The sequence below is a fragment of the Salipiger pallidus genome (genome assembly GCF_014643635.1).
Taxonomy (GTDB): domain Bacteria; phylum Pseudomonadota; class Alphaproteobacteria; order Rhodobacterales; family Rhodobacteraceae; genus Salipiger; species Salipiger pallidus.
The window spans coordinates 626,839-648,907 of the sequence record NZ_BMJV01000001.1; the positions used below are offsets into that span (position 1 = coordinate 626,839).

Consider the following 22,069-nt stretch of genomic DNA (forward strand, 5'->3'; position numbering starts at 1 on the left):
ACGATGATAACGCGAAACCCCGTCGGTCCGATCCGACAAAGTGACGTTCTCACGACCTTGGGAAGGTTTGTAACCTATGTGCGTGGGGCGTGAAAACTGCGCAGACGGCCACCCGTCTGCGCATCAGTGCACACAATGCAGGATCATTCGCCGCGCAGCGCCGCGAGCAGGAAAACCATGTCCTGCGGTAAAGGCGCCTCGAAGGACAGGTGTTCTCCGGTGGCGGGATGCTCGAAGCCAAGCTCGGCGGCGTGCAGCGCCTGACGGGCGAATCCGGTGACCTCTGCGGCGGCGGCCTCGCCGATGGCCTTCACGGGTGCCTTGCGCTTCCCGCCATAGACCGGATCGCCCACGAGCCCGTGCCCGGCATGAGCCATGTGCACACGGATCTGGTGGGTGCGCCCGGTCTCGAGCCGGCATTGCACCAGCGCCATGGAAGGCGGGGCCCCAAAGCTTTCAAGTACATGCGCCCTGGTGATGGCGTGCTTGCCGTGACCGTCGAAATACACTGCCTGCCGCTGGCGGTCAGTGCGGTGACGGGCAAGGCCGGACTGGATGTGCAGCACGTTGCCCGGCTCGACCGACACGCCGCGGGTGCCCATGAGCCGCGGATCCGCCTGATCGGGAACGCCATAGACCACCGCAAGATAGGAGCGGTTGGCCGAATGCGCCTCGAACTGCGCCGCAAGCCCGTGGTGGGCGCGGTCGGATTTGGCCACTACCAGCAGCCCCGAGGTGTCCTTGTCGATGCGGTGCACGATGCCGGGGCGCGCAACGCCCCCCACACCCGACAACTTGCCGCCGAAATGATGCAGCAGCGCATTCACCAGTGTCCCCGAGGGCGAACCGGGCGCGGGATGCACCACCATGCCTGCCGGTTTGTCCACCACCACGAGGTCGTCATCCTCGTAGACGATGCTGAGGGGGATGTCCTCGGGGCCGATATGGCTTTCCTCGGCGACGGGGACCATGATGTCGATCTCGTCACCTTCCTCGACCTTGCCCTTGGGATCGGTGAGCGCCTCGCCGCCACGCATGACCGCGCCTTCCGCAATGAGCTTTGCGAGACGCGTGCGCGAGAGGGAGGCAGCCTCTGGCACATCGCGGGCGAGCGCCTTATCAAGGCGCGCAGGCGGATTTTCCGCGATGACGATGCGCAGAGGCTGTTCCATGTCCCAAACTCCAGAACCCGAGGCCACGCCGGAACCGGCGAACCTGCGATTCCTGCGGGTGCTGGTCACGGTGCTCACGGCGGTGATGATCGCCGGGCTTCTAACGATCCTCGCGGTGATTGTCATCCAGTTCCGCAATGCCCGCGCCCCTTTGCCAGAGGTGATCACCCTGCCCTCTGGCGCGACGGCCAGCGCCTACACCCAAGGCTCCGACTGGTACGCGGTGGTGACCAATGACGACCGCATCCTGATCTTCGACCGCGCGAGCGGCGATCTGCGGCAGGAAATGCAGGTACAGACAGCAGAGTGATCCGACCTGCAGGTTCCCCTGCAGCTTTGGATTGCAAATGCGCCAAGCACGGCGTTCGATGGCCTCATGGGGATCGGATGCCGCGTCATCCCTTTGGCAAAAAGCGCAGCAGGTCCGGCGCCGCGACCTCCGTAAGCTGCGGGCGGTATGTCCGTGCACAAGCCCTGCGGAGCGCTCTTTGAGCACGAGCTTCGCCCGATCATCGCATTCAACAGCCATTAAGGTGACGAGTCGTTCACAGCGCCGGCGGTGTCGCTCACCAGTACTGACCTGCTGGCGAACGGCGTGATCGGCGGCATCCACCTCTCCGGAGGGCACGCGGCAAATTGTCTGTCTGGGAGGAGAGGAAAGTGGTGGGCGACCTTGGAATCGAACCAAGCGTGCGTCTCCGCGAGGGAGTTACAGTCCCCTGCCACACCTTGCGGCCTGTCGCCCACTTTCCTGTCAGTTTCAGCGGGTTACCCCGTGTTCCTGACAAAGTGTCCCGCCTGCGCTTCTGGAGTGTCGCTGCCGTATCGGCCGCTCCGTCCCGTTGTCACCGGCGGTGTGTGGCGCTCTCTAAAGAAGGCTCCGGGGGGCGTCAACAGGAAAATCCCTTGCGATGTGCATTCGTTCCTGCAAGGGAGCGAAGGCGCAGATGAAGGGGCCGTGAGCATGGTTAAGAAACCGAAATGGGTGGTGGAAAAGGAACAGGCCAAAAAGGCCGCGGCGGCGGAAACCGTCTGGCTGTTCGGCCTGCACGCGGTGCGCGATGCGCTGCTCAACCCCGCCCGGGAAAAGCTGCGCCTGTTGGTGACACTCAATGCCCAAACCAAGCTGGCCGATGCTATCGAGGCCGCCGGGATCACGCCCGAGGTGCAGGACCCGCGCAAGTTCTCGGCTCCGCTCGACCCGCAGTCGGTGCACCAGGGCGCCGCGCTCGAAGTGAAGCCGCTGAACTGGGGGCGGCTCGAGGACGTGGCCATCGGCGGGGACGATCGCCCTGCCCGACTGGTACTGCTTGACCGGGTGACCGACCCGCACAACGTCGGTGCCATCCTGCGCTCGGCCGAGGTGTTCGGCGCAAATGCGGTGATCGGCACGCTGCACCATTCCGCCCCTGAAACCGGCGCGTTGGCCAAGACCGCCAGCGGCGCGCTGGAGCGCCAGCCCTACCTGCGCGAGCGCAATCTTGCGGACACCATCCGGGCCCTGCAGACCATGGGATACCTCGTGCTTGGCCTCGACGGCGAGGCGGACGCCACCATCGAGGAGGCCGTGGAGGGCCTGCGAGACCGCCCCGTGGCGCTGGTGCTGGGGGCCGAAGGGCCCGGCTTGCGGCAAAAGACCAAGGAAACGGTGGACCGGCTGGTGCGCATCGACTTCGCGGGCGGTTTCGGCTCGCTCAACGTGTCGAACGCCGCCGCCGTGGCGCTTTACGCCGCCAAGCCCTGAGGCCCGGCCCCTGCCCCGCCCTTGGCCATATCCGCGGCCGCGCTGACCGCCTCTGCTCTTGCGGCCTCGCCGCGGGAAGGCCATCTACCGCTCATGCCGAACACCACGATTGCCACCTGCTGCTATTGCGGCACCCGCGCGGCGCTTGTCCTCGGGCCGGGGCGTCACGAGCTGCAATGCGCCAGCTGCGGCGCACCGCTGCACGTGATGAAGAACCTGCGCCGAACGCCGGACGCGAAGCCCCTGAGGCCGCATCCGCACCCGGAAGCACCGCAGGCCAGACCGCCGAAGCCTAAGAAGCAGAAAAAGCGCAAGAAAAAGAAAACCCTCGGCCAGAAGCTGGCCAAGGGTCTGTGGGATGCGGTCGAGGATATCTTCGACTAGGCCCTAGTGCTGCGGCGCAAGCCCCCTCAGAACGTCGTTCTTCCCAAGCTGGCCGATCAACTGACCGCCGTCGGTGACGCCCACCGGCGCATCGGAGGCGATCAGCGTCGCGAAGACGTCGCGTACCAGCGTGTCGGCAGCCACCGTCTGCGTCGGCGTACCGGCCACCGGCTGCATGAGGTCGCGCACGCGCAGCACCCCAAGCGGGTTCATGTGCTGCACGAATTCGGCCACGTAGTCGTTGCGCGGGTCGGTGAAGATATCCTGCGGGGCGCCACTCTGGACGATGCGGCCCCCTTCCATGATGGAAATCTCGTTGCCCAGCTTGAACGCCTCATCAAGATCGTGGCTCACGAAGAGGATGGTGCGCTTGAGCCGCTCCTGCAGCTCCAGAAGCTCGTCCTGAAGCTTGGTACGGATCAGTGGATCGAGGGCCGAGAACGGCTCGTCCATGAGCAGGATCGGCGCTTCGGTGGCAAAGGCGCGGGCAAGACCCACACGCTGTTGCATGCCGCCCGACAGAGCACTGACGCGGGCATCGCCCCAATCCCCGAGGCCCACGAGCTCAAGCTGGTTGTCCACGCGGTCCTTTGCCTCGGCACTCTTCATGCCCGCAAGCTCGAGACCAAGGCCGACGTTCTCGCGCACCGTGCGCCACGGCAGCAGGCCGAACTGCTGGAACACCATGGCGACGCTCTGCATGCGCACCCGGCGCAGCGTGGCGGCATCGCAGTGGGTGACATCCACCATACCCTTGCCGTCATTCACCTCGACTTTGCCGCGCACCACGGGGTTGAGCCCGTTGACCGCCCGCAGCAGCGTCGACTTGCCGGATCCCGACAGCCCCATGAGCACGTGGATATGCCCTTGCTTGACGGTGAGATTGCAGTTGTGCACGCCAAGGATCTGGTCGGTCTGCGACTGGATCTCAGCCCGTTCCATACCCTTGTCCATCAGCGGAAGGGCGCGCTTGGGGTCCGAGCCAAAGACGATGGACACGTTGTCGATGTTGACTGCGGTGGTCATTTGCGTCCTCCGACGTTGAGGATGCGGTCAAGCATGATGGCGACCACCACGATGACGAAACCCGACTCAAAGCCCAGCGCCGTGTTCACCTGGTTGAGCGCCCGCACCACCGGCACACCAAGGCCGTTCGCTCCCACAAGGGCAGCGACGACGACCATGGAGAGCGACAGCATGATGGTCTGGTTGAGGCCAGCCATGATCTGCGGCACCGCGTAGGGCAGTTCGACCTTGTAGAGGGTCTGCCACGGGGTCGCGCCAAAGGCGGTGGCCGCCTCGAGCAGCGCCTTCGGGGTCGACGACACGCCCAGGTAGGTCAGGCGGATCGGCGCGGGCAGCACGAAGATCACCGTGGCGATGAGGCCCGGCACCATGCCGATGCCGAAGAACACGATCGCCGGGATCAGGTAGACGAAGGTGGGCAGCGTCTGCATCAGGTCAAGCACCGGACGCAGCCAGGTGTAGACCTTGGGGCGGTGCGCGGCGAAGATGCCGATGGGCACCCCGATGGCCATGCACACAAGACAGGCCGACAGCACCAGCGTCAGGCTTTCGGTGGTCTCTTCCCAGTAATCCTGGTTGAGGATGAACAGGAACCCGGCGGCAACGAAGGCACAGACCTTCCAGTTGCGCTGCAGGATCCATGTGATCGCCACGAAGGCGACGATGACGATGAGCGGATATGGCTCCTGCAGGACCCACAGGATCGCGTCGATCATCGCATCCATGAAATCGGAGATGATATCGAGAACGACCTCCCCGTGATCACGGACCCAGTCGAAGACGGCACTCGCCGCCCGGCCCACGGGTATCTTGTGATCAGAGATGAAATCGAGAACGATCTCCCCTGCATCGCGGACCCAGTCGAAGACGGCACTCGCCGCCCGGCCCACGGGTATCTTGTGATCGGTCAGCCAGTCCAAGGCGCCCGGTCCCCCATTTTGCTGTTGTTCTTTTTCGGTGTCACGCTGGAGAGCAATGGCCCGTCACGGCGGCTTTGGCCCGGCAACGCCGCGAGGCCGAAGCGAAGCGGGGCCGGCTGATGCCGACCCCGAGATGGTCTCTTACAGTCCGAGCTTTTCCTTGACCGCGGCCATGGCATCCCCACCGTCGATGGTGGTCACACCCTCGAGCCAGGCGTCGAGAACCTCCGGGTTCTCCTGCAGCCATGCCTCGGTGGCATCCGCCGGGTCGGCGCCGTCGGTCAGGATCTGCCCCATGATGAGGTTCTCCATCTCGAGCGAGAAGTCCATGTTCTGCAGCAGCTTGCCCACGTTCGGGCACTCTTCGACGTAACCGGCGCGGGTCACGGTATCGACGATGCCTTCACCGCCGAAGAAATCCTCTCCGCCCGGCAGGTAGCTCAGGTCGAAGGTGGCGTTCATGGGGTGCGGCTCCCAGCCGAGGAAGACAACCGCTTCCTCGTCCTCGTAGAAGCGCTGCACCTGCGCCAGCATGCCCTGCTCGGAGCTTTCCACCACGTCGAAGCCTTCGAGGTCGAACTTGTTCTCCTCGGTGAGGCTCACGAGGTAGGCGTTGCCCTCGTTGCCCGGCTCGATGCCGTAGATCTTCTCGTCAAGTTCGTCGGCGAACTTGTGGATGTCGGCGTAGCTTTGAAGGCCCTTCTCATAAAGGTAGGTCGGCACGGCGAGCGTGTACTTGGTGCCTTCGAGGTTGGTATTCACGCTCTCGATCTCACCCGATTCAAGGTAGGGACCGATGGCGCCGGATTGGGCGGGCATCCAGTTGCCGAGGAACACGTCGACGTCGTCGCTTTCCAGCGAGGCGAAGGTCACCGGAACGGACAGCACCTTCACATCCACCTCGTAGCCCAGTCCCTCGAGGACGTGCTTGGCGGTGGCGGTGGTGGTGGTGATGTCGGTCCAGCCCACGTCGGACATGACGACCGTGTCGCAATCTGCACTCGCGGCACCGGCAGCGGTCAGCGCGATGATCGAAACGGCATGTGCAAGTTTCATGGATATTCCCCTGTACGTTCGTTTGCGTTTATTGATTGACCAGTCAAACAATGCCTGATTACTTTCGTATTGCAACCACTTTCTCGGGGAATCCTGCCAATGTCGGCCCAGATCCAGCGCAGACGCCAGCTGATTGATGCCACGATCAGCGAGATCGGTCACACGGGTTCCCTCGACGTGACGGTTGGAAAGATCGCAAAGCGTGCAGGGGTTTCGCCGGCGCTGGCCTTTCACTACTTCGGCGACAAGGACCGCCTGTTCCTGGCCGCCATGCGCCACATCCTGACCGCCTACGGATTGGACGTTCGGGCGGCGCTGAGGGGCTGTTCCGGCCCGCGCGAACGACTCGAATCGATCATCCGAGGCGGTTTCTCCGAGGCGAACTTCCGCTCTGACGTGATCGCGGCGTGGCTGAACTTCTACGTTCTCGCCCACCGGTCGAGCGAAGCGCAGCGCCTGCTTACCGTCTATCACGGGCGGCTGCATTCGAACCTCGTGCACAACCTGCGCCCGCTCGCCGGAGAGGCGGCGGACCCCATCGCCCGGCGCATCGCGGCGCTGATCGACGGGCTTTACCTGCGCTACGCGCATTTCCCTTCCGATGAACCCGAAGCCTCGGCCTCGGCCCACGTGATGGCCGCGCTCGACAACGAACTGAAGGCACTCGCATGACATCTCGCCCCAATATCCTCGTCATCATGGTCGACCAGCTCAACGGGACCCTGTTTCCCGACGGTCCCGCCGACTGGCTGCACGCCCCCAACATGAAGCGGCTGGCGGCGAAATCCGCCCGGTTCCGCAACTGTTACACCGCCTCGCCGCTTTGTGCACCCGGCCGCGCAAGCTTCATGTCGGGCGAGCTGCCGTCGGTCACCGGCGTCTATGACAATGCCGCCGAGTTCCCGTCGGATCTGCCCACCTACGCGCACCACCTGCGCCGCGCAGGCTATCACACCTGCCTCAGCGGCAAGATGCATTTCGTCGGCCCCGACCAGATGCACGGGTTCGAGGAACGCCTGACCACCGACATCTACCCCGCCGATTTCGGCTGGACCCCGGACTATCGCAAACCGGGCGAACGCATTGACTGGTGGTATCACAACATGGGCTCGGTCACCGGAGCCGGTGTCGCCGAGATTTCCAACCAGATGGAGTATGATGACGAGGTCGCACATATGGCCCGCGCCAAGCTCTATGACCTTGCCCGCGCCAAGGACGACCGCCCGTGGTGCCTCACGGTCAGCTTCACCCACCCGCATGACCCCTATGTGGCGCGCAAGAAGTTCTGGGACATGTACGAGGATTGCGAGCACCTGCTTCCAGAGGTCCCTGCCCTGCCCTACGAGGAGCAGGACAACCACTCCAAGCGCATCTTTGACGCCAACGACTGGCGCAGCTTCGACATCACCGAAGACAACATCCGCCGGTCGCGTCGCGCCTACTTCGCCAACATCTCGTATCTCGACGAGAAGGTGGGCGAATTCCTCGACATCCTCGAGGACACGCGGCAGGAGGCGGCAATCCTCTTCGTGTCCGACCACGGCGACATGCTGGGCGAGCGCGGCCTGTGGTTCAAGATGAGCTTCTACGAAGGCTCAGCCCGCGTGCCGATGATGCTCTGCGCACCGGGGGTGACACCGGGGCTGGTGGAAACGCCGGTCAGCAACATCGATGTGTGCCCCACGCTTTGCGACATCGCGGGTGTCAGCATGGACGAGGTGATGCCCTGGACCGCTGGCGAGACACTGCTGCCCGTGGCGGCAGGCGAGGCGCGCGGCCCGGTGGCAATGGAATACGCCGCCGAGGCGTCCTATGCGCCGCTGGTGTCGCTGCGGATGGACAAGTGGAAGTTCAACCGCTGCGCGCTCGATCCCGACCAATTGTTCGACCTCGACGCCGACCCGCACGAGATGACCAACCTCGCCGAAGATCCCGCCTACGCCGAGACGCTGGCGCAGTTCGATGCGCTGGCCACGGAACGCTGGGATCTGGCGCGCTTTGATGCCGATGTGCGCAAGTCCCAGGCCAAGCGCTGGGTCGTCTACGAGGCGCTGCGCAACGGCCACTATTACCCGTGGGATTACCAGCCTCTGCAGAAAGCCTCGGACCGCTTCATGCGCAACCACATGGACCTGAACGTGGTCGAGGAAAACGCCCGCTTCCCGCGCGGCGAATAAGGACAGGACAGATGCAGTACGCAACGCAGCCGACCGCAAGCCACTACGTGAACGGCGAGTATCTTGAGGATACCGCCGGTGACGAGATCGCCGTCATCTACCCCGCCACCGGCGAGCGTATCGCCACCGTGCACGCCGCCACCCCGAAGGTGATTGAAGCGGCCATCGCTGCCGCCGAGCGGGCACAGGCACAATGGGCCGCCACGTCGCCGCGCGAACGGGGCCGGGTGCTGACCCGCGCCGCCCAGATCATGCGCGAGCGCAACCACGCGCTGTCAGTTCTGGAAACCTATGACACTGGCAAGCCGCTGCAGGAAACGCTTGTGGCCGATGCCACCTCCGGTTCGGACGCGCTCGAGTATTTCGGCGGCATCGCGAACGGCCTCACGGGCGAGCATATCCCGCTGGGCGAGGACTGGGTCTATACCGTGCGCGAGCCGCTGGGCGTCTGCGTCGGCATCGGCGCGTGGAACTACCCCACCCAGATTGCCTGCTGGAAGGCCGCGCCCGCTCTGGCCTGCGGCAACGCCATGGTGTTCAAGCCGTCCGAAACCACGCCCCTGTCGGCGCTCAAGGTCGCCGAGATCCTGACCGAGGCAGGCGCGCCCGCGGGCCTGTTCAATGTTGTGCAGGGCATGGGCGAAGTTGGCGGCGCGCTGGTGTCGGACCCGCGTGTGGCCAAGGTGTCGCTCACCGGCTCGGTGCCCACCGGGCGCAAGGTATATGCCTCGGCGGCCAGCCAGATGAAGCACGTCACCATGGAGCTTGGGGGCAAGTCGCCGCTGGTGATCTTCGACGATGCGGATCTCGACAGCGCGGTCAGCGGTGCAATCAACGCCAACTTCTATTCCTCGGGGCAGGTCTGTTCGAACGGCACCCGCGTCTTCGTGCAGAAGGGCATCAAGGAGGCGTTCCTTGCCCGTCTGGCGGAACGGCTCAAGGGCGCGGTGATGGGCGATCCTTTGGACGAAGCAACGAACTTCGGCCCCATGGTCAGTCAGCGCCAGATGGAGATCGTGCAAGGCTATATTGCCAAGGGCAAGGACGAGGGCGCGCGCCTTGTCGCCGGCGGAAACCGCATCGAGCGGGATGGCTTCTGGCTGGAGCCGACGGTCTTTGCCGATGTCACCGACGACATGACCATCGCCCGTGAAGAGATCTTCGGCCCGGTCCTGTCGGTGCTCGACTTCGACACCGAGGAAGAGGCCATCGCCCGCGCCAATGCCACGGAATACGGACTCGCCGCCGGGGTCTTCACCCGTGACATCTCCCGCGCGCACCGGGTGGTGGCGCAGTTCCACGCCGGATCGTGCTTCATCAACTCCTACAACGACGCGCCGGTCGAGGCGCCCTTCGGCGGCGTCAAGGCGTCCGGCGTGGGCCGCGAAAACTCCAAGGCAGCGATTGACCACTGGAGCCAGTTGAAATCCGTCTATGTCCGCATGGGCGACTGCGAGGCGGCGTTCTGATGCAGGCCGAGTACATCATCGTCGGAGCAGGCTCTGCCGGATGCGCCATGGCGTACCGGCTTGCCGAGGCCGGCAAGCGGGTGCTGGTCATCGAACATGGCGGTTCCGACGCGGGGCCGCTGATCCAGATGCCCGGCGCGCTCAGCTACCCGATGAACATGAAGCGCTACGACTGGGGCTACAGCACCGAGCCCGAGCCGCATCTTGGCGGGCGCACCCTCGCCGTGCCGCGCGGCAAGGTTATCGGCGGGTCGTCCTCGATCAACGGGATGATCTACGTGCGCGGTCATGCACGTGATTTCGACCACTGGCGCGATCAGGGGGCCGATGGCTGGGGCTATGCGGACGTCGCGCCCTATTACCGGCGCATGGAGAACTGGCACGATGGCGGCCATGGCGGCGATCCGGCGTGGCGCGGCACCGACGGGCCCCTGCACGTCACCCGTGGCAAGCGTGACAACCCGCTGACCCAGGCTTTCGTCGAGGCGGGCCGGCAGGCGGGTTACCCGGTCACCGGCGATTACAACGGCGAGCAGCAGGAGGGCTTCGGCCCCTTCGACATGACCGTCTGGAAGGGCGAGCGCTTCTCAGCCGCAAAGGCCTACCTGCGCCCTGCCCTCCAGCGCGAGAACTGCGATTTGATTCGCGCCCTTGCCCGCAAGGTGGTGATCGAGAACGGCCGCGCCGTGGGGGTCGAGATCGAACGCGGCGGCAAGATCGAGGTGATCCGCGCCGAGGCCGAGGTGATCCTTGCCGCGTCCTCGCTCAATTCGCCAAAGCTTCTGATGCTGTCAGGAATAGGTCCAGCCAAGCATTTGGCCGAGCACGGCATCGACGTGGTCGCCGACCGTAGCGGCGTCGGCCAGAATCTACAGGACCATCTGGAGCTTTACATCCAGGCGGCGGCAAGCCAGCCGGTGAGCCTGTTCAAGTACTGGAACCTTCTGGGCAAGGCCTACGTGGGCGCCCGCTGGCTGTTCACCAAGACCGGCCCGGGCGCCTCGAACCAATTCGAAAGCTCGGCGTTCATCCGGTCCGCGGCTGGGGTGGATTACCCGGACATCCAGTATCATTTCCTGCCCATCGCCGTGCGCTACGACGGTCAGGTCGCCGCCGAGGGCCACGGCTTCCAGGCTCACGTGGGGCCCATGCGCTCGCCCTCGCGGGGGGAAGTGACGCTGCGCTCTGCCGACCCGAAAGACGCGCCGCGGATCTTCTTCAACTACATGAGCCACGAAAAGGACTGGGCCGATTTCCGGACCTGCATCCGCCTCACCCGCGAGATTTTCGGCCAGCATGCGTTCAAGCCGTACTATCGCAAGGAAATCCAGCCCGGCGCCGAGTGCCAGACCGACGACGAGCTGAACGGCTTCATCCGCGAACACGTGGAGAGCGCCTACCACCCCTGCGGCACCGCCCGCATGGGCCGGCGCGATGATCCCATGGCGGTGGTCGACCCCGAGGCGCGGGTCATCGGCGTCAATGGGCTGCGGCTGGCGGACAGTTCGATCTTCCCACGCATCACCAACGGTAACCTCAATGCGCCGTCGATCATGGTGGGCGAGAAGACCGCCGACCATATCCTTGGCCGCACGCCGCTGGCACCCGACAACCGCGAGCCATGGATCAGTCCCGAATGGCAATTCTCGCAACGCTGAGACCCCTGCCCCGGCCTGCGCAGGCCAGGGCATACGGCCTCGGCCTCGGCGCCCTTGCGGCAATTGCGCCCTAGCCAAAAAGCGCTGCATCTCTTATCTGGCATGTAGCAAGCAGAAGGTGTCGTCATGGCGGATTACGAGAAGGCGGATTACGAGAACCCCGGCCCGGTCGAGGCCGACTGGAAGGCGGCGATCTCGCCTGTCGAGGAAATCCTCGAGGACGCGCGCAACGGGCGCATGTTCATCCTCGTCGATCACGAGGACCGCGAGAACGAGGGCGATCTGGTGATCCCGGCGCAATGGGCCACCCCCGACGTCATCAACTTCATGGCCACCTACGGGCGCGGGCTGATCTGCCTGTCCATGTCCGCCGAGCGCTGCGATGCGCTGGGGCTCGAGCTCATGTCGACCAACAACAGCTCGCGCCACGAAACCGCCTTCACCACCTCCATCGAGGCGCGCGAGGGGGTCACCACCGGCATTTCCGCCGCCGACCGTGCGCGCACCATCGCCGTGGCGGTGGATGCCTCCAAGGGGGCTGCCGACATCGCCACGCCCGGCCACGTCTTCCCCCTGCGCGCCCGCAACGGCGGCGTGCTGGTGCGCGCCGGACACACCGAGGCCGCCGTGGACATCTCGCGCCTTGCGGGGCTGAATTCGGCGGGCGTGATCTGCGAGATCATGAACGACGACGGCTCCATGGCCCGCCTGCCGGAGCTGGTGGGCTTTGCCCAGAAGCACGGGCTGAAGATCGGCACGATCTCGGATCTCATCAGCTACCGCCGCCGCCACGACAACCTCGTGAAAGTCGAACGCGAGGAGCGTGTCACGTCCGAGTTCGGCGGCGAATGGGACATGAAGATCTACTCCGACACCACCCACGGGGACGAACATATCGTGCTGTCCAAGGGCGATCTGTCCGGGGACGCGCCGGTGCTGGTGCGGATGCACGTGCTCGACCCGATGCTCGACATCGTGGGCACCGGCCACGCGGGACGCTCGGACGAATTCCGCGCCGCGATGAAGGCCGTGGCAGACGAAGGACGCGGCGTCGTGGTCCTGCTGCGCGACACCGCGATGAAGCTTACCCCGGACGAGGGCGATGCGCCCCGCACCCTGCGCCAGTACGGGCTTGGCGCGCAGATCCTGTCGTCGCTCGGCCTCTCGCGGCTCGAGCTGCTGACCAATTCGCCCACCCCCAAGGTGGTCGGGCTTGATGCCTACGGGCTCGAGATCACCGGCACCCGCAAGATCGGAGCGGCCTGACATGGCATCGAACGAAGAACACTACACCCTGCCCCGCCCCGAGTTCGACGCGCCCGTGAAGGTGCTGATCGTGGTCGCGCCCTACTACAAGCAGATCGCCGAGCAGCTGGTGAAGGGCGCCGTGGCCGAGATCGAGGCCGTGGGCGGCTTCCACGAGGTCATCGAGGTGCCCGGTGCGCTCGAGGTGCCCACCGCCATCGGCATCGCCGAGCGCATGTCCAGCTTCGACGCCTACGTGGCGCTTGGCTGCGTGATCCGGGGCGAAACCACCCATTACGACACCGTCTGCAACGACAGCTCGCGCGGGCTGACCCTGCTGGGGCTGCAGGGCCTGTGCATCGGTAACGGTATCCTTACAGTCGAAACCTACGATCAGGCAGCCGTCCGCGCCGAAGCGGATGGCCAGAACAAGGGGGGCGGTGCTGCCGCTGCGGCCTTGCATCTGCTCGCGCTCGCCCGTAGGTGGGGCTCTTCCCGCAAGGGAGTGGGATTCGTCCCCTCCCGTGACGAGTACAAGGTCGCGGGTGACTCGACAGGAAACGACATCGCATGACCACCCCCGCCACCCCTTCCGAGCTTTCCGGCAACCAGAAGCGCAAGATGAAATCCGCCTCGCGGCTCTACGCCGTGCAGGCGCTGTACCAGATGGAAGCGGCCAACGCGGCGGTGGAGCGGGTGCAGAACGAGTTCATCGACCACCGTTTCGGCGCCGAGATCGACGATGGTGTGGAAATGCTGGACGGTGACATCGCGCTGTTCTCTTCGGTGACCTCGTCGGCAGTGAACTGGCAGGCCAAGATCGACCAGATGACCGACCGGGCGCTGGTGGCCAAGTGGCCCATCGCCCGCATCGACCCCACCCTGCGCGCCCTGTTCCGCGCCGCCGGGGCAGAGCTGGTGGACAGCGAAACACCGTTCCGGGTCATCATCAAGGAATACACCGACGTGGCCGGTGCCTTCTTCCCCGAGGGGCGCGAGGCCAAGTTCGTCAGCGCTGTGCTGGACCACATGGCCCGCGAGGCGCGGCCCGACTCCTTCTGAGCGCTTCGGACGCGATGATCTGCAAGGCGGCCTTCGGGTCGCCTTTTTCGTTGCCGCCCCTTTCTATGCTTTTTCGCTTCCCGGCGCCTCGGGCGTTTACCTCATCTTAGAGCAACGCCCGCTACCAGTCCTCTCACGGCTTTCCTTAGAAAGAGGACATATCTTCATGGCAGAACTTCATGCACAGGCGGAGGCAGCGCCCGTTACGATCACACAGGCGGATCGCCTCGTCGAAAAGGCGATCGCCCAGCCGCTGACCGACGGCGGGCTGCGCACGGCCGAGCTGCTGACCGAGGCGCTTGACCTCGATCCCCAGCATCACCGCGCGCGCATCCTGCTCGAACGGCTGCACCAGATGTTCGTGCCCCGCTGGCATTTCCCGATGATGGCAGACACCGACCGCAACCGCGCTTACGCCGAGGCCATCGCCGCCAAGGTAAAACCCGGGGACGTCGTGCTCGATATCGGCTGCGGTGCGGGGCTCACGGCGATGCTGTCGGCGCGCGCGGGCGCGAAACACGTCTACACCTGCGAACAGCAGCCCCTGATTGCCGAAACCGCCAAGCGCGTGATTGCCGCCAACGGGCTGTCGGACCGCATTACGGTGATCTCCAAGCCCTCGCACCAGCTGGAGGTAGGTGTCGACCTGCCCGAACCCGCCGACGTGGTGGTGTCGGAGATTGTCGATACCATGATGCTGGGCGAAGGCGCGCTGGCGACACTGCTGCATGCCATGGTCAAGCTTGCCAAACCCGAGGCACGGGCGATCCCCGAAAGCGGGCGGCTGATGGCGCAGGCGGTGGAAAGCGACCGCATCCTCGAGCTTTGGCGCCCGCGCGAGGCCGAGGGCTTTGATCTCGGGGCGTTCCACCATTTCGCCAAGGTGGCGCAGCTTACCCCCAACGACATCGAGGCCTGCGGCCTGTCCCCCGTGGGCGAGGCGACCGAGCTGTTTTCCTTCGATTTCGTGCGCCCCAAGCTCGGCGCCGCCAGCACCATGCTGGATCTGCCCTGCTCGGCCCATGGCATGATCCACGCGGTGCTGGTGTTCTTCGAGATGCAGCTGGCGCCCGGTATCATCGTCTCGAACGGGGCGGGCAACGGGGGCCACTGGGGGCGCACGGCGTTCCTGCTCGATCGGCCAGTCCCGTCAGAACCCGGCAGCAGCCTGCGGCTGAGCGCGCGTCATGACGGTGCCGAACTGAGCCTGTCGGTGGACGGCAGCGACACCCCTGCCCCGCGCTGGCGGCGCGAGAACCGGCCCACAGACAACAGCGTCCGGGTGGCCTGACGCCGCAACGGCACGACGCGCCAGAAACGGTCTGTAGGGGATGGCATCGGCGACGACTGCCCCAACGTGTGCAAGCGCATAAAGAGCAGGCTCCAACCGGGCGGGCTCAAAAGGGACGTGCCCCAAAACCGAAAGGCACAACGAAGCAGGCCCAAACAAAAAAGCCGGAGCGGTCATCCGCTCCGGCCTTCCCTGACCCGTTCTGGATCGGTGGTCCCGAGGTCAGTTGACCTCGGCCACGGTGACGGTGGCGGCTGGCAGTGCCCACCCCTTGCCGGCAGCGACCTGCAGCGTCGCCCAGCTTGCGGCAAGGTCGCGCAGGTTGGACGCCAGCGTCAGGCGCGACCCGGCAAGCGAACGCTGAACGTCCAGCAGGTCGAGCAGCGTGGTGGTGCCGCCGTTGTAGGTCTCGCGCGACAGGGACACGACGCGCTCGTAGCTCGACACGCTGCGACGGTAGGCGGCAACGGCGCGCTGGGTGCGGATGTACTCGGTCTGAGCCGCCTGCACCTCCTCAACTGCCGACAGCACGCTCGAGCGCCATTCGAGCTCGGCCGCCTCGGCAGCGGCCACCTTGGCATCTCGGTTGGCGCGCAGCAGCGGCTGCGACAGCACCGGGATCGACACCTGCGGTCCGAAGGTCCAGCTGCGGGTGGCATTGGCCGCTGTCACCGTGCCGCCAAGGCTCAGCGACGGATAGAGCTCGGCCTCGGCAACCCCCACGTCCGCCACGGCAGCGGCAAAGTCACGTTCGGCCGCACGCACGTCGGGACGGTTGCGCAACAGGTCCGCCGGGATGCCGGCAGACGCGCTGCCGCCACGGGCAGCGGGCTGTGCCGCTCCGCGTTGAAGCCGCGTCTCGATCTGCTGCGCCGGCACCGCAAGCAGGGTCGCGATGGCATAGGACGACGCCGCAAAGCCGCTTTCGAGCGACGGCAGCGACGCCAGCGCCTCGTCCAGCGCGGCTTGCGCCTGCGCTTCATCAAGCGCTGTGGCCGCCCCGGCTTCGCGCTGGCTCTGGACGAGGCTCAGGGTCTCGCGGCGGGTGCCAAGGGTCTGGCGGGTGATCGCAAGGGCGTTCTGGAAATAGCGCAGATCGATGTAGGTGGACACCAGCGACGACAGGAAGCCCAGCCGTGCCTCGCCCACGCTCAGTTCCGCGGATTCCAGCGAGGCCAGCGCGCTTTCGCGCGACCGGCGCTCCCCACCGAAGAGATCGAACACATAGTTCGGGCTGAAGCTGGCGCTGTCCGAGAAGGTGCCTTCGACGCCCTCGGCACCGGAATACGTGCGCGAGCCGCCGACCCCGCCCGAGATCTGTGCCGGAAGCCCGGTGGCGCGGGCGGCCGCCTGGGCCTGTTTCACCCGGGCGATCGCGGTCTTGATGTCGAGGTTCTGATCAAGCCCTTGCTGCACCAGGTCGTTCAGGATCGCGTCGTTGTAGGCGCGCCACCAGTATTGCTGCGACGCCTCGCCGATCGGGGCGGGACCGCCGTCGGCGAAACTGGTGGCAAGCGTCGCGGACGGTGCCGAATAATTTGGCCCCACGGTGCAGGCTGCAAGCACCAGTGCCGTCGAAAGAAGAAGAAGCGGTTTCACTGTCATTGCCTCGATGGTTTTATATCTGTTCGGCGGACGAGCCGCATGATGAGCACGTAGAAGGCCGGCACCATGAAGATGCCGATGAAGGTCGACGCGATCATCCCGCCGATGACTCCTGTGCCGATTGCATTTTGCGCGCTAGCGCCCGCCCCGCTGGCCGTGGCAAGGGGCAGCACGCCGAGGATGAAGGACAACGCGGTCATCAGAATCGGCCGCAGGCGGAGCCGCGCAGCCTCGGTGGCCGCCTCCGCGATGCCCATACCCTTCGCACGAAGGCTTTCGGCAAACTCCACGATAAGGATCGCATTGCGTGCCGCAAGGCCAATCGTCGTGAGCATGCCGACCTTGAAATAAACATCGTTGGACTGACTGAAAAGCCACGCCGCAAGCATCGCGCCCAGCACCCCCACGGGCACGGCAAGCATCACCGAGAACGGGATCGCCCAGCTTTCATATAGCGCGGCCAGCGCGAGAAAGATCACCAGCGCCGAGATTGCGTAGAGCATCGGCGCCTGACTGCCCGACTGCCGTTCCTGGAAGCTGATGCCGGTCCAGGCGGTGCCGTAACCGCCATCCATGGCTGCCACGAGGCGCTCCATCTCCTCCATGGCCGCGCCGGAGCTGATGCCGTTCGCCGGCGAGCCCGATACCTCGAGCGCCGCGGTCCCGCCGTAGCGTTGCAGCGTCGGCGACACAGGTTCCCATTGAGTGGTCATGAAGGCGTCGAAGGGCACCATCTCGCCATCGGTGTTCACCGCGTACCAGTCGAGGATATGTTCGGGCTGCATTCTGTATTCCGCAGCCGCCTGCACGATGACCGGGCGCAGCGAATTGCCGAGGATGAAGTCGTTCACGTCCGTGCCGCCGAAGATCGTCGACAGCAGGCCGTTGACGCTCGGCAGGCTGACGCCGAAGCTCTCCGCCTTGGCCTGATCGATGTCGATGCGCAGGGCGCTTTCCTCGTCCGTCCCGCGCGCATCCACGTTGGTCAGCATCTCGTTGCCCGAAGCGCTTGCCACCAGCTCGTCCGCGGCGGCGCGCAGCGCTTCGGGCCCGTTGCCCGCCTGGTCGATGAGATACATGGAAAAGCCGCCGGTGTTGCCCATGCCGGGGATAGACGGAGGCTGCATGAACATCACCCGCCCGGCCCGGTGCGACATGAATCGCATGTTGGCCCGCTGCGCGAGACTGGCGGCGCTCAGATCCTCGTTGCCCTCACGCGCCTCGAAATCGCGCAGTTTGACGAACACCATGGCGTTGTTCTGCCCTGACCCGCCAAAGCCGAAGCCAAGCGCGGCGAACGTGGATTCGACCGTCGCGCCCTCTTCGTTCAGCAAGTAATCTTCGACCTCCTGCACGGTCTGGAGGGTCTGCTGGCTGGTGGAGCCTTCGGTCAGCTGCACCATGGTCATCAGCACGCCCTGATCCTCGGTGGGAATGAACGAGTTTTCGAGCCGCTCGTAGACGAACCACGCGCCGCCGAGCACGCCGCCAAGCACCACGAGCACCAGAACCGGGGCCCGCAGGCTGGCCCTCACGCCCGAGGTGTAGCCCGCAACGCAGCGATCCATGCCGTGGTTGAACCAGCGCGCCGGGGCAAAGCTCGGCTCGCCGTGCGAGGGCTTCAGCAGGCGCGCCCCCATGGGCGGCGACAGGATTATCGCAAAGATGAAGGACAGCGCCATCGCCGCGACCATGGTGATCGAGAACTGCCGGTAGATGACCCCGGTAGAGCCGCCGAAGAAAGCCATGGGCAGGAACACCGCCGCCAGCACCACGTTGATGCCAAGCAGAGCCGAGGTGATCTCGTTCATGCTTTTCTTCGTGGCTGCGAGGGGCGACAGCTTTTCTTCGTCCATGATGCGCTCGATGTTCTCGACCACGACGATGGCGTCATCGACCAGCAGGCCGATGGCGAGCACCATGGCGAACATGGTCAGCGTGTTGATCGAATACCCGGTCACGTAGAGCACGGCAAATGTCCCCGCGAGCACCACCGGAACAGCGATGAGCGGGATCAGGGTCGCACGCCAGCTTTGCAGAAAGATGACGAGCACCAGCGTCACCAGGATCACCGCCTCGATCAGCGTGTGGTAGACCTGCTCGATGGACAGCTCGACGAAGGGAGAGGTGTCGTAGGCGACACGGAACTCCACCCCTTCGGGCAGCGCGTTCTCGAGCCCGGCCATGGTGTCGCGAACGGCGGCGGCGGTGTCGACGGCGTTGGCGCCGGTGGCCAGATTGACCCCGAAGCCCGCGGCGTTGAGCCCATCAAAGCGCGAATCCGAGCCGTAGCTTTCCTGCCCGATCTCCACATCCGCCACGTCTGCAAGGCGCACCACCCCGCCGCCTTCATCGCTGCGCAGCAGGATCTGTTCAAACTCGCGAACAGAGGTCAGCTGGCTTTGCGCCGTCACCGTGGCAGTGAACTGCTGGCCCTGCACCGTGGGCTGATCCCCGAGCGAGCCGACCGAGACGGTGGTGTTCTGGTTCTGCACCGCCGTCACCACATCCGAGGCGGTCAGCTGGTAGCGGGCCAGCGCGATCGGGTCGAGCCAGACACGCATGGCGTAGCCCGAGCCGAAGACGTTGATGCTGCCGACACCCTCGGTGCGCTGGATCGGCCCCTCAACGGTTTCCGACAGGATATCACCCAGCTGCAGCGTGCTCTGCGCGCCGTCGGTGGACACCAGCGCGCCAACCATAAGGATCGACGACGTGGACCGCGTGACCGTTACCCCCCGGCTCTGAACCACTGAGGGCAGCTGGCTTGCAACCTGGCTGACCTTCGTCTGCACCTCGTTCTGGGCGTCCACCGGATCAACACTGTCGTCGAACACCAACGACACCGAGCCGCGCCCTTCGGAGCTTTGCGCAGTCATGTAGAGCATGCCGTCGAGGCCGGTCATGTTGTCCTCGATGACCCGCGTCACCGAGTTTTCCACGGCTGAAGCGGTGGCCCCGCCGTAGCTGGCCGAGACGCGCACCGTCGTGGGCGCGATGTCGGGATATTGCGCCACGGGCAACGATACATAGGACCAGATGCCCGCGAGAACGGCCATCAGGGCTAGCACCCAGGCAAAGACCGGGCGACGGATGAAGAAGCTACCCATGATTTCAGCCTTCGTCGCCGTCGGTGGTGGTGTCAGTCTCGGTGGCACCATCACCGGAGGTTACCCCATTGCCGTCATCGGAGGCGGTCGCGTTATCGGCTGAACCGGCGTCTGCGCCGTCCTGCGCCACATCGCTGACCACCCCATCATCCGAGATGGTCACCGGCACGGTGCTTACCTCGGCACCGTCCTGAAGGTTGCTCAGGCCGTCCACGATAAGCAACTCGCCGTCCTCGACGCCGTCCGTCACCACCCAGTCATTGCGGTAGGAACCATCCTCGGTCAGCACCCGTTCATGGGCCGCACCATTCACCGCGACGAAGGCGGTCAGCTCACCGGCGGAGGAACGCGAGGTCGCACCCTGCGGCACCAGCACAGCCTGAGTGGTCCCTAGCGTCATCTCGACCCTCAGGTACTGGCCGGGCATGATGCGGCGCTCGGGGTTGTCGAACTGCAGGCGCAGCTCAGAGGAGCCGGTGGTGGTGGAGACACTGGCGCTGGGGCTGACGACGCTGCCCTCGCCAGAATGGGTCTCCCCGGTTTCCAGTTGCAGATTAAGGCCCAGCCGGTCGCCCCGGGTGAGCGATCCGCTGTCGAAGCGGTTGCGGATCTCGCCGATACGGCGGCTGCTTTCGACCACGTCCACGTAGATCGGATCAAGCCGCGTGACCGTGGCCAGCGCGTCGGTCTGCGCCTCGGTCACCAGCGTGCCGACAGACACCGTGGGCACCGAGGGGAAGCCGTCGATGGGGCTGCGGATCTCGGTCCGGTCGAGGTCGAGCCGGGCCACCTCGAGATTGGCTTGCGCTGAACTGAGGTCAGCCTCGGCCTGTTTCAGCGAAACCCGGGCGCTGGCCATCTCGTCTTCGGTGATGCCGGTGCCCAGAAGGCGCTCGTAGCGGGTGATGGTGCTTTGCGAGGTGGCCACCGACGCCTCGGCGAGGTCCACGGCGGCCTGTGCCGCGCTCAGCTGGGCGCGATAGGTGTCGTCCTCGATGCGAAACAGCACGTCCCCGGCGCTGACCGGGCGCCCGTACTCATAGACCACCTCGGAGATCATGCCGCCGACGCGGGGACGGATATCCACCTCCTGAAAGGCGACGGCCCGCCCCGGGACGGTCTGGCTGAATGGCACCTGGGCCGATTCCAGCGTGACCACTCCAACCTCGGTGGGGCCTCCGCCCCGCATCCCCTGAGTCTTGCCCTCTCCTCCCCAGGACAGCATGGCAACCGTAGCAGCAGTCATCAGGCCCGCTCTGGCCAGGCGGGCGATGGCAAATCGGGGCATGGAACCTCTCAGGACGACTTCGGAACAGATGGCTTTCCGGTATGGCACGCTTGAAGGGCCAGCCTCCGTCGGCGAATTTTGGAGTTTTTTAAAACCGTTCGGTTTCACAATGCAAGAGGGATTTAAAAACCGAACGGTTTTGTAATTTTCACAAGTTCGGGATCACGCGGCCCCGCACTGCCCGGACGATAAGACTTGCGCATATCCTCTTCAGCGCCGATCATGTGAGAAGTTGCCAAGGAGCCTGCACATGCCGCGCCTGATCCGCCTCTACATCCAGCAATGCCTCGTAGGCTTTGGCCTGTCGGCCGTGTTCGTGAGCGCCCTGCTCTGGGCAGACGTGGCAAACCTGCGCTATCTCATCACCGGATCGTCGGTCGGACTGATGGCGGGCGGCCTTCTGTGGCTGTTCAACGGGCTGGTGTTTGCCGGGGTGCAATTCGGCATCACAATCATGCGCATGGCCGAAGACGACACACCGCCGTCGGGCGGCAGACGGACGCGGGCCCTGCAGCCCATCCGCGTGACGGCGCCCGCGATTGACGCCCGCCGTGATGTGCTGTCGCCGCGCCGCAGGGGCTGAGAGAAGGCGAGCTTCGCCATTCAAGCACTTGTATGTTCAGGGAAATAAAGTGGCGGGAACCGCGGCAACCGTGTGGTTATCTCATTCCCGAGGACCTGTATATACAGGTGGGCGTCAGGTAACCGGACCAGGGCCCGGACAGAGCCAACTCCCTCGGAATTGCTTAAGGCCACCGGAATGCAACCGTGTCACGGGAAGCGCAGAAACCCGCCTGATCCGCATGTAGGCCCGCGCCGCCCCGGCGACAATCCCCCGGTTTCATCTTTCTGACAAAATGCA

The 22,069-nt window shown here is 65.2% G+C and carries 19 protein-coding genes, 1 tRNA gene and 1 other RNA gene; 12 read left to right on the forward strand and 9 right to left on the reverse strand.

All coding sequences use genetic code 11. The features are described from left to right. Positions 1 to 143: 143 nt before the first annotated feature. A complete protein-coding gene (locus IEX41_RS03020) occupies positions 144 to 1,172 on the reverse strand; it encodes an RluA family pseudouridine synthase (RefSeq protein WP_188788644.1) in 1,029 nt (342 codons plus the stop codon). On the opposite strand from IEX41_RS03020, the gene IEX41_RS03025 reads away from it, so the two are divergent. After that, positions 1,171 to 1,482: a DUF6476 family protein gene (locus IEX41_RS03025; protein WP_188788645.1), complete on the forward strand. Its 312-nt coding sequence runs from the start codon at positions 1,171 to 1,173 to the stop codon at positions 1,480 to 1,482. The genes IEX41_RS03020 and IEX41_RS03025 overlap by 2 nt on opposite strands. A gap of 351 nt (positions 1,483 to 1,833) precedes the next feature. On the opposite strand, the gene IEX41_RS03030 is transcribed toward IEX41_RS03025, so the two are convergent. Then, positions 1,834 to 1,917, reverse strand: a tRNA-Tyr gene (locus tag IEX41_RS03030). A 219-nt stretch (positions 1,918 to 2,136) separates the two neighbouring features. Here IEX41_RS03030 and rlmB point away from each other — a divergent pair. Both rlmB and IEX41_RS03040 read left to right on the forward strand, forming a co-directional pair. Next, positions 2,137 to 2,916, forward strand: a complete 780-nt coding sequence (gene rlmB / locus IEX41_RS03035) for a 23S rRNA (guanosine(2251)-2'-O)-methyltransferase RlmB (protein WP_188788646.1) — start codon at positions 2,137 to 2,139, stop codon at positions 2,914 to 2,916. A 93-nt stretch (positions 2,917 to 3,009) separates the two neighbouring features. Beyond that, on the forward strand, positions 3,010 to 3,300 hold the full coding sequence (locus IEX41_RS03040) for a hypothetical protein (RefSeq protein WP_188788647.1): 291 nt from the start codon (positions 3,010 to 3,012) through the stop codon (positions 3,298 to 3,300). A 3-nt stretch (positions 3,301 to 3,303) separates the two neighbouring features. On the opposite strand, the gene choV is transcribed toward IEX41_RS03040, so the two are convergent. The 3 genes from choV to choX form a co-directional block, all read right to left on the reverse strand. Next, a complete protein-coding gene (gene choV, locus IEX41_RS03045) occupies positions 3,304 to 4,326 on the reverse strand; it encodes a choline ABC transporter ATP-binding protein (protein ID WP_188788648.1) in 1,023 nt (340 codons plus the stop codon). Then, positions 4,323 to 5,150 (reverse strand): choline ABC transporter permease subunit, encoded by an 828-nt coding sequence (gene choW, locus IEX41_RS03050; RefSeq protein WP_373285610.1) that lies wholly within the window; start codon positions 5,148 to 5,150, stop codon positions 4,323 to 4,325. The genes choV and choW overlap by 4 nt, the downstream gene beginning before the upstream one ends. 237 nt (positions 5,151 to 5,387) lie before the next feature. Further along, a complete protein-coding gene (gene choX, locus IEX41_RS03055; protein ID WP_188788649.1) occupies positions 5,388 to 6,302 on the reverse strand; it encodes a choline ABC transporter substrate-binding protein in 915 nt (304 codons plus the stop codon). A gap of 99 nt (positions 6,303 to 6,401) precedes the next feature. Here choX and betI point away from each other — a divergent pair, with 99 nt between their 5' ends. From betI to IEX41_RS03095, 8 genes are all read left to right on the forward strand, one after another. Beyond that, positions 6,402 to 6,974: a transcriptional regulator BetI gene (betI, locus tag IEX41_RS03060; protein ID WP_188788651.1), complete on the forward strand. Its 573-nt coding sequence runs from the start codon at positions 6,402 to 6,404 to the stop codon at positions 6,972 to 6,974. Further along, positions 6,971 to 8,479 (forward strand): choline-sulfatase, encoded by a 1,509-nt coding sequence (gene betC / locus IEX41_RS03065; protein ID WP_188788653.1) that lies wholly within the window; start codon positions 6,971 to 6,973, stop codon positions 8,477 to 8,479. The genes betI and betC overlap by 4 nt, the downstream gene beginning before the upstream one ends. Before the next feature lie 11 nt (positions 8,480 to 8,490). Next, on the forward strand, positions 8,491 to 9,948 hold the full coding sequence (betB, locus tag IEX41_RS03070) for a betaine-aldehyde dehydrogenase (protein WP_188788654.1): 1,458 nt from the start codon (positions 8,491 to 8,493) through the stop codon (positions 9,946 to 9,948). After that, positions 9,948 to 11,606: a choline dehydrogenase gene (gene betA / locus IEX41_RS03075; protein WP_188788656.1), complete on the forward strand. Its 1,659-nt coding sequence runs from the start codon at positions 9,948 to 9,950 to the stop codon at positions 11,604 to 11,606. Before betB ends, betA begins: the two co-directional genes overlap by 1 nt. A gap of 126 nt (positions 11,607 to 11,732) precedes the next feature. Continuing rightward, entirely contained in the window at positions 11,733 to 12,872 is a 1,140-nt protein-coding gene (gene ribB, locus IEX41_RS03080; protein ID WP_188788658.1) for a 3,4-dihydroxy-2-butanone-4-phosphate synthase, read from the forward strand. Position 12,873: 1 nt separating this feature from the next. Further along, positions 12,874 to 13,425: a 6,7-dimethyl-8-ribityllumazine synthase gene (locus IEX41_RS03085; protein ID WP_188788660.1), complete on the forward strand. Its 552-nt coding sequence runs from the start codon at positions 12,874 to 12,876 to the stop codon at positions 13,423 to 13,425. Then, entirely contained in the window at positions 13,422 to 13,913 is a 492-nt protein-coding gene (gene nusB / locus IEX41_RS03090; RefSeq protein WP_188788662.1) for a transcription antitermination factor NusB, read from the forward strand. Before IEX41_RS03085 ends, nusB begins: the two co-directional genes overlap by 4 nt. Positions 13,914 to 14,079: 166 nt before the next feature. Then, positions 14,080 to 15,204 carry a class I SAM-dependent methyltransferase gene (locus IEX41_RS03095; protein WP_188788664.1) on the forward strand — a complete coding sequence of 375 codons (1,125 nt, stop codon included), beginning with the start codon at positions 14,080 to 14,082 and terminating at the stop codon, positions 15,202 to 15,204. A 222-nt stretch (positions 15,205 to 15,426) separates the two neighbouring features. Here IEX41_RS03095 and IEX41_RS03100 read toward each other — a convergent pair whose 3' ends face one another. The 3 genes from IEX41_RS03100 to IEX41_RS03110 are packed head-to-tail and all read right to left on the reverse strand — an operon-like array spanning position 15,427 to position 21,207. Next, on the reverse strand, positions 15,427 to 16,803 hold the full coding sequence (locus tag IEX41_RS03100) for an efflux transporter outer membrane subunit (RefSeq protein WP_229672902.1): 1,377 nt from the start codon (positions 16,801 to 16,803) through the stop codon (positions 15,427 to 15,429). Between the two features lie 2 nt (positions 16,804 to 16,805). Continuing rightward, complete coding sequence (locus IEX41_RS03105) at positions 16,806 to 19,919, reverse strand: efflux RND transporter permease subunit (RefSeq protein WP_188788668.1); 3,114 nt, start codon at positions 19,917 to 19,919, stop codon at positions 16,806 to 16,808. A gap of 4 nt (positions 19,920 to 19,923) precedes the next feature. Continuing rightward, positions 19,924 to 21,207: an efflux RND transporter periplasmic adaptor subunit gene (locus tag IEX41_RS03110; RefSeq protein WP_229672903.1), complete on the reverse strand. Its 1,284-nt coding sequence runs from the start codon at positions 21,205 to 21,207 to the stop codon at positions 19,924 to 19,926. Between the two features lie 250 nt (positions 21,208 to 21,457). On the opposite strand from IEX41_RS03110, the gene IEX41_RS03115 reads away from it, so the two are divergent. Continuing rightward, positions 21,458 to 21,790, forward strand: coding sequence for a hypothetical protein (locus IEX41_RS03115; protein WP_188788670.1), 333 nt, complete (start codon positions 21,458 to 21,460; stop codon positions 21,788 to 21,790). A 52-nt stretch (positions 21,791 to 21,842) separates the two neighbouring features. Here the strand turns inward: IEX41_RS03115 and ssrS are convergent. Then, positions 21,843 to 21,999: non-coding RNA, 6S RNA (ssrS, locus tag IEX41_RS22020), on the reverse strand. Between the last annotated feature and the right edge of the window lie 70 nt (positions 22,000 to 22,069).